This window comes from Vreelandella subterranea, from assembly GCF_900111305.1.
Lineage (GTDB): Bacteria > Pseudomonadota > Gammaproteobacteria > Pseudomonadales > Halomonadaceae > Vreelandella > Vreelandella subterranea.
Window position 1 is genome coordinate 114,850 of sequence record NZ_FOGS01000007.1, and the last position, 11,677, is coordinate 126,526.

Sequence of the window (11,677 nt, forward strand, 5' to 3'; positions counted from 1 at the left end):
CGGCGAGCTCAGGCATCTAAAGGATTGGCCTGGGCTCGCTGTTTGTTTTTTGATTGCCCGCTGTCTGCGGGCCTTTTGATGGGAGTGGCGAATGGTGACTACGCCGCTATCGAACGACGCGTCATCCAATCTTCCTGCCAATGCCGCTGCAATGCGCGCCCTGGGCAAAGCCCCACGGTTCGCGGACGACATCGTGCTGGAGGTGAAGCGGTTAAGCAAACGCTTTGATGACGCCTTGGCGGTAGATGACGTCAATCTGCAGGTAAAGCGCGGTGAGATTTTTGCCTTGCTGGGTGGCTCTGGCTCTGGCAAGTCAACGCTGCTACGCATGTTGGCGGGGTTTGAAACGCCCACCGAGGGACGTATCTTGTTGGGCGGCGACGATATTACCGCCATGCCGCCGCACAAGCGTCCCATCAACATGATGTTTCAATCCTATGCGCTGTTTCCGCACTTGACCGTGGCCCAGAACATCGCCTTTGGGCTAAAGCAGGACAAACTGCCCAAGGCGGATATCGAGGCGCGGGTCGCGCATATGCTCAAGCTGGTGCACATGGAGCGTTTTGCCAAGCGCAAGCCACACCAGCTTTCCGGCGGCCAGCGCCAGCGCGTGGCACTTGCCCGCTCGCTGGCCAAACGCCCCAAGCTGTTGCTGCTTGATGAGCCGATGGGGGCGCTGGACAAGAAACTGCGTACCGAAATGCAACTGGAAGTGGTCGAGATCATCGAGCAGGTCGGGGTGACCTGCATCATGGTCACCCACGATCAGGAAGAAGCCATGACCATGGCCGACCGCGTGGCGATCATGGCCGACGGCTGGATCGAGCAGGTAGGCTCGCCGATCGATGTCTACGAAAGCCCCGTCAGCCGCATGGTGGCCGAATTCGTCGGCACGGTGAATCTATTTGAAGGTGAAATCGTCGAAGACGCCGCCGACCACTGTAAAATCGTCTCGCCGCTGCTCGAACGGCCGATCTATATCGACCACGGTATAACCACCCAGGCCGTGGACCGGCGGGTGTGGGCCGCGCTTCGGCCGGAGAAGATCTGGCTGACCCGCGAATGCCCATCCACTGCCTGTAACTGGAGCGCAGGCAAGGTGGAAGATATCGCCTATCTGGGTGGCTTTTCGCTTTATTACGTGCGCACCCCCAGTGGTCAACTCATCAAGGTCAGCATGGCCAACACCGAGCGTCGCGGCGACCGACCCACCTGGGAAGACCAGGTGTATGTGTACTGGGAAGATCATAGCGCCATGGTGCTGAACCGTTAGCATGGGCACCTTACTCGTCTATGAAAAGCGCATTGAAAAATGCCTTTTGCGGTGGTTGCTCAGGAGACCGTCTGAATGATGCCTGCTCGATTTGCCGCCACGCTGAAACGCCTTCAACTGGGACGGCGTGCGGTTATTGCGTTGCCACTCGTGTGGCTGACGCTATTCTTCCTGCTGCCCTTTGCGCTGGTGCTGAAAATCAGTTTCTCGGAGGCGGCCATCTCGGTGCCGCCCTACGGGCCCTTGGTCGAGGTTGTCGATCAAACCCTGAACATTGCCCTCAACCTGGGCAATTATCTGTTTCTGGCATCGGATTCGTTGTATGTGGCGGCGTATTGGGGGTCGCTGAAAACCGCCTTCATCTCGACTCTGGCCTGCTTGTTGATCGGTTACCCCATGGCCTACGCCATGGCGCAAGCGAGTGCGCGCTGGCAGATGATCTTGTTGCTGCTGGTGATGCTGCCATCCTGGACATCCTTTCTGATCCGGATCTATGCCTGGATGGGCATCCTCAGCAATAGCGGCTTACTGAACAACCTGCTGATAGGCATGGGGCTGATCGACGCTCCCCTGCGGATGATGAATACCCAGTTCGCGGTGATTATCGGGATTGTCTATGCCTACCTGCCCTTCATGGTGCTACCGCTCTATGCCCACCTGACGCGGCTGGACAATGCATTGCTCGAGGCAGCCTCAGACCTGGGGTCGCGCAAGCTGAACACCTTCATCAAGGTGACACTACCGCTGTCCATGGGGGGCATCATTGCCGGTTCGATGCTGGTATTCATTCCCGCCGTCGGCGAGTTTGTGATCCCTGAGCTGCTGGGCGGGCCGGATACCTTGATGATCGGCAAGGTGCTCTGGGAAGAGTTCTTCAACAACCGTGACTGGCCCGTGGCCTCGGCGCTGGCCATGGTCATGTTGCTGCTGCTGTTGATCCCGATCGTCTGGTTCCACCGTCATCAGTCACGGGAGTTGAACGAATGAGCCTTGCCAAGCCTCGTCTCCGTTTTAGCAGTGTCATGCTGGCCCTTGGACTGCTCTTCCTGTACGGGCCCATGCTGGTACTGGTGGTGTACTCGTTCAACGCCTCCCAACTGGTGACGGTATGGGCGGGATTTTCGACCCAATGGTACGGGGCGCTGTTTCGCGATGAGCAAATCCTTTCAGCTATATGGATGAGCCTGCGCATTGCCTTTTTCTCCGCCAGCATGGCGGTATGCCTGGGAACCGTTGCGGCGTTCGTGATGACCCGCTATGGGCAGTTTCGCGGTAAAACGGCGCTTTCCACTATGATCACCGCTCCCCTGGTAATGCCCGAGGTGATCACCGGGCTGTCGCTATTGCTGCTGTTTGTGCAAATGGCCCAGATCACCGGCTGGCCCGCCGACCGGGGGATGGCAACTATCTGGATTGCGCATACCACCTTCTGCAGTGCCTACGTGGCCGTGGTGGTGGCAGCTCGCCTGCGTGAGATTGATCGGTCCATCGAAGAGGCTGCGATGGACCTGGGGTCGCCACCGATGAAAACCTTTTTCTGCGTGACGCTGCCGGTCATCGCACCAGCGCTGGTGGCCGGTTGGCTGTTGGCCTTTACGCTGTCGCTGGATGATCTGGTGATTGCCAGCTTTGTATCCGGCCCGGGGGCCAATACGCTGCCAATGGTGGTGTTTTCGTCGGTGCGAATGGGCGTATCGCCCAAGATCAATGCGCTGGCAACGCTGATCATTTTAGCGGTATCGCTGGCAACGCTGCTGGCGTGGTACATCATGCGTCGCAACGAGGCCAAGCGACAGCAGGTGTTGAAAGCGTCAGGTTAGAGCACATCGTCATCGCTGCCCAGGCTTACGCTTTCCAGCTCGCCGGTGACCAGCGATACCTCGATAGCCAACTGGATGGGCGCACAGCACTGGTGGCAATCCTCCCAGGTAACGTGACTGCCCTGGGAGGCATCAATCAATAGTGTTAACAAGGTATCGCAGTAGGGGCAGTAGGCGTCATACTCTACCAAGGTATCTTCTTGCATGGCGCGATCCTTTTGACAGTGACACTTTAGTGTAGCAGCCGTGTCATCGAGAGGCATCGGCGTATGCAATCAGTTAGGCGAAACGCCGTTTTATAACGCAGTGGAGAGCAGCGATGAAGTTACGACAGCTGGCCGTAGCGGCCTTGGTGGCCTTGCCGGTAGCCGCATGGGCGGAAACACCCAATATAACGCCGGGTTCATGGGAATTTGTCAGTACCACCACCGTGAGCGGTGACATGCCCATTCCTGACCAGACAAACACCGAACAGCAGTGCATTACCCAGGAAGACCTGGACGATGCCGATCTGGGCTTTATTGAGGAAGAGGAAGGCTGCGAACTACTCAATCAGGATACCAGTGCCGACGGCCTTTCCTACAGCATGGTATGTCGGGCTGACGGCGGCGAAGCCAATATCGATGGTGATATGCAGTTCATGGGTGAGCGCATCGAGGGCTCCGTTGATATCATGACGCAGTCGCCCATGGGTGAGCTGAACATGCAGACCCAGATTGACGGTCAGCGCTTAGGCGATTGTTAAGCTTAGCCTGACGGGTAATGCATAAGAGGGCGCACCAGCAGGTGCGCCCTCTTTGCTGATTGACAACAGAAATGTATAGAGGCCGCCCTTGGTTACCGTTCCGGTGGCGACTGGGCGATTTCATGCTCCAGTCGGCGTTTGACGGCGCCTGGCGAGCCACTGTGACGAGACAATAAATCGTAGGCGACCGGCACCACAAACAGCGTGAACAGGGTGGCCGCCCCCACGCCGGCCATGATGACAATACCAATCACATAGCGCGATTCGGCCCCCGGGCCGCTGGAGACGATCAGCGGAATAGCCCCGGCCATGGTAGTGATTGCGGTCATCAGGATAGGCCGTAAACGGGTGACCGCAGCGTCGACCAAGGCGTTGCGGAAATCGCGCCCTTCATCGCGCAACTGGTTGGCAAACTCGACGATCAGGATGCCGTTCTTGGCCGCCAGGCCGATCAGCAGGACCAGCCCCACCTGGCTGTAGATGTTCAGCGACTGGCCGGTTAACCACAGCGCCAACAAGGCGCCACTCATGGCAAGGGGTACCGTGAGCATGATGACCAGGGGATGAATGAAGCTTTCAAACTGAGCGGCCAATACCAGAAAGACCACCAGTGCGCCCAGCACCAGTAGGAAGGTGGTGGCGCCACTGGCATTCTGGAAATCCCGTGATGGCCCGGCAACATTGGTTTGTGCCTCTTCGGGCAGTAGTGTGTCGGCGCTTTGCTCCAGATAATTCAGGGCTTCGCCCAGCGGATAGTCATCCGCCAGGTTGGCCTCGATGGTGATCGAGCGCACACGGTCGAAACGGTTAAGCGTACTGGCCCCTGCCGCATCACTTAATGTTACAAGGCTCGCCAGGGGAATAAGCTCACCCGAGCGCAGCGAGCGGACCTGAATGTTGTCCAGTGAGCGGGGACTGTTCTGACTGGCGCGGTCGCCTTCAACGATGACATCGTATTCCTCACCGTTATCGACATAGCGGGTGACATTGCGCCCGCCCAGCAGCACTTCCAGTGTGCGACCGATCTCGCTGACCGTGACCCCCAGGGCGGCGGCTCGCTGTTCGTCTATTTCCACGTTGAGCTGGGGCTGCGTCTCGTTGTAATTGCTTTCGATGGCACGAATGCGTGGGTTGTCGTCGCGGATATGGTCAATCAGCCGGTCCCGCCATTCGGCCAATTCTTCGTAGGTTCCTCCTCCGAGCACGAACTGCACGGGCTTTTGTGTGCGCTGGCCGAAGCCCTGACGCATGACCGGGAAGGCCTGGACGCCGGGTAAGGTATTCAGATCAGCGCGAACATCGTCCATGATCGCCCAGGCGCTACGACGGCTGCCCCAGTCGGCCATGTTGACGATGATGAAACCGCTGTTGAAGTTTTCGATATTGCCGTAGCCGCGTGGCGCCCGCACGACAACCCGTTCCAGCTCACCGCTGTCGACCATTGGCCTCAAGCGGGCTTCTATCTCATCCATGTAATCCATCATGTAGTCGAAGGTGGCCCCTTCTGGCCCGTTGACCAGCACGATGAAGTTACCCCGGTCTTCCTGGGGGGTGTACTCGTTGGGCAGTAGCTGGCTCAACCAGGCGGTCAGTGCAACCAGTACCCCAAAGACGGCGACGACCCAGCTGCGTCGCGCGAGCAGCACTTCAAGCAAGGAACGGTAATGATGTTGGGCGCTACGCATGATGCGCTGCACGCGTTTGGAAAGGCGGCTGTCGTGCATGCGCGGCGACAGTATTTTGGAGGCCATCATCGGTGTCAATGTCAGCGCCAACAGGGTGGAGATGGCGACCGCTGCGGCCATGGTGAGGGCAAACTCCGAAAATAACCGCCCGATGTCGCCTTGCAGCATGCTGAGGGGCACAAAGACGGCAATCAACACCAGTGTGGTGGCAATGACCGCAAAGGCGATCTGGCGGGTGCCACGAAACGCGGCCACCAGGGGTGTTTCGCCTTCGTCGTGCATGCGTCGATTGATGTTTTCCAGGACGACAATGGCGTCATCGACAATCAATCCGATCGCCAGCACCAGTGCCAGCAGGGTCAGCAGGTTGATGGAAAAGTTCATGACCGCAAGCGCGGTAAAGGCACCGATGATGGCGATCGGCACGGTAACCGCCGGGACCAGCGTGGTGCGCAGGTTGCCCAAAAACAAAAACATGACCACGATAACCAGCACCATCGAGATCAATAACGTCAACACGACCTGCTTGATGGCTCCCGAAACGAACACCGACGCGTCGTAGTTCAAGCTGAGCGACATGCCATCGGGAAGCGTCGATTGCAGGCGTTCAAGCTCCTGGCGCACCGCGCCTGAGAGTTCAACGACGTTGGCGGTCGACTGCATGATCATGCCGAGGCCCACCAAGGGAACACCGTTGGCGCGGAAGACCGTGCGGTCCTCCACGGAGCCGACCTCGACGCGGGCAACGTCTCCCAGGCGCACCAGATAGCCATCGTCGCCTTCGACAAGCGGAAGCGCCTGAAAATCATCCGCGGTTGCAAAGGTGCGCGGCAGGCGCACGATGAATTGCCGATCTTCGGACTCGATGGCGCCAGCGGGTAGCTCGACGTTTTCGGCGCGTAGTGAATCCTCAATATCACCAACGGTTAAATTCCGTGCTGCCATGGCGTTGCGGTCAATCCATACGCGCATGGCATAGTCCCGGCCGCCGCCCACGCGCACCCTGGCGACACCCGGCTGCACCGAAAGGCCATCCACCAGAAAGCGGTTGGCGTAGTCGGTCAGCTCGGTGATCGAGTAGCCGTCCCCGGAAAGGCTCAGCCACATGACGACTTCTTCGCTGCTGTCGGCTTTGCTTACCTCGGGGTTCTCGGCGTCGTCGGGCAGGTTGCGCAATGCGCCGCCTATCCGGTCACGCACATCATTGGCCGCTGCGTCGATGTCCATGGTCAGAGAAAATTCGATATCGATACGTGAGCGGCCGTCCTCACTTTGGGAGGTGATCAGGTCGATCCCTTCCACGCCAGCAATGCGGTCTTCAAGCACCTGGGTAATGCGGGTTTCCACGACGCTCGCCGACGCGCCGGGGTAGCGGGTATCGATACTCACAACGGGTGGGTCGACGGTGGGGTATTCCTGAAGCGGCAGGCGGTCAAGTGCCAGCAGGCCAAAGGCAATGATCAACGCCGCCATCACCACCGCCAGGACAGGGCGTTGAACCGATATATCCGATAAGCGCATTAGCGATCCGCCTCGAGTAAGTCACGCACATCGGTATCTTCGTCCAGCAGGCCAATCAGCCGCACCGCTTGACCATCCCGAGCTCGCTGCAGACCATGCACCACGACGATGTCATTGGCCGCTAACCCTTGGTTGATTTCCACTTCGCCTGCCCGCCGCTCGCCTAGTTCGACGCTCTGCTGGCGTAACCGAGGGGCGCTGTCGTGATCGTCGATCAGCATCACGTAGTGGCGGTTACCGTTGGGTTGGACGGCTGCTTCGGGCACGACCACGCTTTGCCGGGACTGCTGGCGAACCACGACTTCCATCAGCATGCCAGGGCGCAGCTTTTCATCCGCGTTATCGATTTCCGCGCGAACGCCAATGCTGCGGGTCACCGGGTCGACACGCGTCCCGAGACTGGCAATTTCACCGTTGAAGACCGCGTCCGGATAGGCGGCGGTGGTGGCACTGAGCGACAACCCGGGCGCAAGTCGGCCGAGGTAGGTTTCCGGCACGCTGAAATCCAGCTTCATGACGTCCAGTTTGTCCAGCGTGATCAGCTCCATGCCTGGCGTCACCAATGCCCCAGGGCTGACGTTGCGCGTACCGACACGACCGCTGAACGGAGCGGTTAGCCGGTAGTCCTCAAGACGTGCACGCAATGCCGCAATGTCAGCCTCGGCCTGGTCAACGCGCGACTGGCTATCTTCTACGTCAGCGCGTGCTGCCAGGTTGCGGTTCTGTAACTCAGAGGCGCGCCCCAGGGCGTTACGCCGCTCGTCTCGTAGCGATTGTGCGGCCCTTAAACGTGCCTGCTCTTCAGCATCCCGCAGGCGAATTAGCGTATCGCCCTCGGCCACGCGCTGGCCGTCCTGAAAATTGATCTCGGCAATGATGTCGGTGACGGTAGCCGATAGTGTCACGCTTTCATCGGCGCGCAACGTTCCCAATGCTTCAATGGGGTCAGACCAAGTGGCAAGCATGGCGCGAACACCAATCACGCTGGGTTCGGATTGAGCCAGGCTGGCGATGGGGGCTGTGATGAGCAGTAGCGTGACAGCCAAGCGGCGCAATAAAGGCATAAGTCTCTCTGCAATACGTGGACCGCCTGCGCACTATCCTGACGCCAGGCAGCGGTTTATTTTGTCGATGTCGATAGCGATGTGGTCTTATACAAAAGCTATATTTATTATTTCAATGATACAATAAAAAACGCCTCTGGAGGCTGTTAGAATGCCGCCTTTTGCCAAGCTTGGAGCGCTGAAGAATGACCTACGATGTCGTGATCATTGGGGCTGGTGCGGCAGGCCTGATGTGTGCCGCCCAAGCGGGCTATGCCGGAAAGCGTGTGTTGGTGATTGATCATGCGAAAAAAGCTGGCAAAAAAATCCTCATGTCAGGCGGTGGGCGCTGCAACTTTACCAATCTTGGCACTACGCCACAGCACTTTTACTCGTCAAACCCCTATTTTTGTATTTCGGCGTTAAAACGCTACCGGCCCGAGCATTTTGTCGAGCTGGTAGAGCGTCATGGAATCGACTACGTGGAAAAAACGCCCGGCCAGCTATTCTGTGCGACCTCTGCCAAAGAGATTGTCCGCATGCTGCTCACCGAGTGTGAGTGGGCGGGTGCTGACATACGGCTCAGTACTCAGATCACCCGCGTCGAGGAGCAGGGCGGTGCCATGCGGCTAACGACCTCGATGGGGAGTATCGATGCGGGGGTCGTCGTCGTGGCAAGCGGGGGACTGTCGATTCCGACCATGGGGGCGAGTAGCTTCGGGTACGACCTCGCCCGTCAGTTTGGTCTTGCCGTGCAGCCGACGACACCGGGCCTTGTGCCGTTTACGCTCAGCGATCAGTGGAAAGCCAGGGCCAGCGATCTATCGGGCGTCAGCTTGCCGGTGACGGTGAGCGTTGGCGCGCAGCGTTTTAATGAACCCATGCTGTTTACCCATCGCGGGTTATCCGGCCCTGGCATGCTGCAAGCATCCAGTGTCTGGGCGCCCGGCGAGGCGATTGAAATTGATTTATTGCCGCAGCAGGATGCCAAGGCGTTGCTGCATCATGCCCGCGAACACACACCAAAACGCCAGTTGGCCACGTGGCTGATGGATTATTTGCCCAAGCGGGTGGCGCAATCGCTGTGTGACTGGTATCCAGAAGGCCATGACAGGCAGCCATTGGCGCAATACAGCAATGCCCAGCTTGAGCGTTGGTCGGCACGGCTGAACCGCTGGCAGTTGAAACCTGCCGGTACTGAAGGGTGGCGAACGGCGGAAGTCACAATGGGGGGGGTGGATACCCAGGCAATTTCCTCCAAGACCTTTGAGGTCAGTGGATTGCCCCAGTTGCGGTTCATTGGCGAAGTGCTCGATGTGACCGGTGAGCTGGGAGGCTATAACTTTCAGTGGGCCTGGGCTAGCGGGGTCGCCTGCGGTCAGGCTTGCTGACCCAGACAAACCGCTGCGGGTATCAGGTGGTCGCCTTGGCAAGCAGCTTGAGCTTGCGTAAAAGCATGTACCCCGCCAGGACCTTACGACCACTTGCCAGTACCCCGCGAGGATGACGGGCCAGGCGCAAGGCAACGAAACCGCCGACGACATAAGCAGGTATTTTAAAGCGTTGCCAATGGGAGTCGAGGGGAGACGCCGCGCGCAAAAGCTGATCGCTGTCGACCAGGATATCCACACGCTGCTGCTCCAGTTCGGCTAGCAGGCGCGCCTTGCGCTCCGCCCGGGAAGGTGGCTTGGTGTCGGCGCCTGTTGGCTTAGCGGGGGCGTTGGTCGGACTCATTTTTAGCCTCCAGCAAGGCGCGGTCAGCCGCCAGTTGGTTCAGCGTTTCTTTAAGCAGGGTGTGCTGTTTCGCTTGGCGAAGCGCAATCACGGCCAGCGTGAAGCTGGCCATAATCAATACCAGAGCGCTTCCGCCAATGGCGGCAAGCCGATAGGTATCCCAGAACAGTACCACCACCAGTGCCACTAGGGTGGCGACGCCGAGCAACAGCAAAAGCAGGCTGGCGCCAGCCAACAGCAGGAGTACAAGCAGCCGTGAGCGTTCTTCTTCCAGCTCTACCACCGCTAAACGCAAACGCGTTTCACCGTTGGCGATCAGCGAGCTGAGTAAGCGTTTAGCCGCCGAAAAAACGCGTTGGGTAGGCCCCAAAGCCATTAGCGGCGACCGATGAGCATACCGATGATGACGCCTGCTGCAGCACCGATGCCGATGCTGGTCCAGGGATTTTCGTGGACATAGCGGTCGCAGGCATCAGCCTGGTGTGTCAGGGAGTCGCGGGTGTCTTCATAAATACGCTCGCCACGCGCTTCCAGCCGTTGACGGGTATCCTTGAGACGCTGTTCGGCACGGCTGCGCAGATCACGCATTTCGTTGCTGGCGTCTTTTGAGGTGGCATTGACAAGCTCTTCGACGGTATCGCTCAGATGGCGCAGATCTTCTTTCAATTGATCGGCCTGAGCGGCGCTTTCATTTTGACGTTTAGCCATGATGTCTTCCTTTGACGGTTGATGGACAGCTATCAGCATAGCAGTCGCATAGTGACTGACAAGCGAATTGCCTATCGGTTCAGGCCGCTGGCGCTGAACAACGGGTTTAAACTGAACCCGATGCTCAAGCGATGCACGCGGTGATCGTAGTCGATCAGGCTCTCGCCGTAACCGTAGTAGTACTGGACATGAGCGCGTAAGGAATTGAAGGTCGGCCAGCTATAGTCGATTTGAGTTCCCATGTTGCCAGCGCTGGGGTTGCCCCGTAGCTGGCCACTGACTTCATGGTTGTCGTCGAGCCGTTTTGCGACACGGATGTCGCCGTAACCCATGTAGCGTTCAATATCCGGATTATCGTCATTGCCTCCGGATTCGGGAACCCGCCAGTGGGGCGCAAAAGTAACGGCCCAGTCGCCGCTTTGAAAGATGCTTTCTAGATAGACACGGTTCCAGCTTCGCGACAACGGATCCGAACGACCGTTGGACTGATGGTTGACCGCGACACGGTTACGGGTATTGACCCAGCCAAAAGCTCCCCACGGGGCATCGATGTCGATAAACACTTCGGGCTCGTAGTTGGTTTCGCGAAATGGAGAAGACGAATCAGTGTTGTAAGCCTGCCACCAACTGCGCTGGGTATAACCAAAGTATATGTCACCGTAGCCGTTCCACAGTACATCCTCTGCCAGATTGACCTTGGCGCTGAACTGAAATTTTACTTCGGTATTATCCGGCGGGGAACTTGAGGAGACGCTTCTGAAGTTTTCGCGATTCTGTTTTTCATTATAGCTGACCGGCAATAAATAGTTGGTCCGGTGCGTGGTAATCGAAAAGGGATTGCGGCTGGATTCCTGTTCCAACTGGCGCCGCTCGCTGAGATCCTCAAGCGCGACCACCTCAGGTGACTGAATGACGGTCTCATTGACGTCACCATTTGCGTCAACCGCTTCGGCCTGCTCCAGCTGCTGGTGAAGGCGGGAAAGTTCATTGTTCAGCTCGCTGATACGTGCCTCGATATCCTCGCGGGTATTGGCGTGCGTGAGAGCGCTGAAGACCGTCAGGCTGCATAGTACAAAGAAGCGTGTTAGATGTCGGTGTCGAATGACCATCGATAACTCACATGAATAGGGTGGGGCACATGCCTGTGC

General features: G+C 58.2%; 12 protein-coding genes. 5 read left to right on the forward strand and 7 right to left on the reverse strand.

The window, feature by feature from the left end:
- Window positions 1-91 precede the first annotated feature (91 nt).
- The 3 genes from BMX75_RS11390 (at window position 92) to BMX75_RS11400 (ending at window position 3,093) form a co-directional block, all read left to right on the forward strand.
- Entirely contained in the window at window positions 92-1,273 is a 1,182-nt protein-coding gene (locus BMX75_RS11390) for an ABC transporter ATP-binding protein (RefSeq protein WP_066322211.1), read from the forward strand.
- Window positions 1,274-1,348: 75 nt separating this feature from the next.
- On the forward strand, window positions 1,349-2,260 hold the full coding sequence (locus BMX75_RS11395; protein WP_092828013.1) for an ABC transporter permease subunit: 912 nt from the start codon (window positions 1,349-1,351) through the stop codon (window positions 2,258-2,260).
- The gene (locus BMX75_RS11400) at window positions 2,257-3,093 is read left to right on the forward strand and encodes an ABC transporter permease subunit (protein ID WP_092828015.1); all 837 of its coding nucleotides are present in this window, start codon (window positions 2,257-2,259) and stop codon (window positions 3,091-3,093) included. The genes BMX75_RS11395 and BMX75_RS11400 overlap by 4 nt, the downstream gene beginning before the upstream one ends.
- Here BMX75_RS11400 and BMX75_RS11405 read toward each other — a convergent pair.
- Complete coding sequence (locus tag BMX75_RS11405) at window positions 3,090-3,299, reverse strand: zinc ribbon domain-containing protein (RefSeq protein WP_092828017.1); 210 nt, start codon at window positions 3,297-3,299, stop codon at window positions 3,090-3,092. The genes BMX75_RS11400 and BMX75_RS11405 overlap by 4 nt on opposite strands.
- A 113-nt stretch (window positions 3,300-3,412) precedes the next feature.
- Here BMX75_RS11405 and BMX75_RS11410 point away from each other — a divergent pair, with 113 nt between their 5' ends.
- Window positions 3,413-3,838: a DUF3617 domain-containing protein gene (locus tag BMX75_RS11410; RefSeq protein ID WP_092828019.1), complete on the forward strand. Its 426-nt coding sequence runs from the start codon at window positions 3,413-3,415 to the stop codon at window positions 3,836-3,838.
- A 92-nt stretch (window positions 3,839-3,930) separates the two neighbouring features.
- On the opposite strand, the gene BMX75_RS11415 is transcribed toward BMX75_RS11410, so the two are convergent.
- Both BMX75_RS11415 and BMX75_RS11420 read right to left on the reverse strand, forming a co-directional pair.
- A complete protein-coding gene (locus BMX75_RS11415; RefSeq protein WP_092828021.1) occupies window positions 3,931-7,044 on the reverse strand; it encodes an efflux RND transporter permease subunit in 3,114 nt (1,037 codons plus the stop codon).
- Window positions 7,044-8,108: an efflux RND transporter periplasmic adaptor subunit gene (locus BMX75_RS11420; protein ID WP_092828023.1), complete on the reverse strand. Its 1,065-nt coding sequence runs from the start codon at window positions 8,106-8,108 to the stop codon at window positions 7,044-7,046. The genes BMX75_RS11415 and BMX75_RS11420 overlap by 1 nt, the downstream gene beginning before the upstream one ends.
- Before the next feature lie 185 nt (window positions 8,109-8,293).
- Between BMX75_RS11420 and BMX75_RS11425 the strand changes: the two genes are divergently transcribed.
- Window positions 8,294-9,478, forward strand: a complete 1,185-nt coding sequence (locus BMX75_RS11425; RefSeq protein WP_092828025.1) for a BaiN/RdsA family NAD(P)/FAD-dependent oxidoreductase — start codon at window positions 8,294-8,296, stop codon at window positions 9,476-9,478.
- Between the two features lie 22 nt (window positions 9,479-9,500).
- Here the strand turns inward: BMX75_RS11425 and BMX75_RS11430 are convergent, their stop codons facing one another.
- The 4 genes from BMX75_RS11430 to BMX75_RS11445 all read right to left on the reverse strand — a co-directional run bounded on the left by BMX75_RS11430 (window position 9,501) and on the right by BMX75_RS11445 (window position 11,638).
- Window positions 9,501-9,821, reverse strand: coding sequence for a YqjK family protein (locus tag BMX75_RS11430; RefSeq protein WP_092828027.1), 321 nt, complete (start codon window positions 9,819-9,821; stop codon window positions 9,501-9,503).
- Window positions 9,796-10,197 carry a phage holin family protein gene (locus BMX75_RS11435; protein ID WP_092828029.1) on the reverse strand — a complete coding sequence of 134 codons (402 nt, stop codon included), beginning with the start codon at window positions 10,195-10,197 and terminating at the stop codon, window positions 9,796-9,798. Before BMX75_RS11435 ends, BMX75_RS11430 begins: the two co-directional genes overlap by 26 nt.
- A complete protein-coding gene (locus BMX75_RS11440) occupies window positions 10,197-10,529 on the reverse strand; it encodes an ElaB/YgaM/YqjD family protein (RefSeq protein ID WP_092828031.1) in 333 nt (110 codons plus the stop codon). The genes BMX75_RS11435 and BMX75_RS11440 overlap by 1 nt, the downstream gene beginning before the upstream one ends.
- Window positions 10,530-10,600: 71 nt before the next feature.
- Window positions 10,601-11,638 carry a phospholipase A gene (locus BMX75_RS11445; RefSeq protein ID WP_092828033.1) on the reverse strand — a complete coding sequence of 346 codons (1,038 nt, stop codon included), beginning with the start codon at window positions 11,636-11,638 and terminating at the stop codon, window positions 10,601-10,603.
- Window positions 11,639-11,677: the final 39 nt, after the last annotated feature.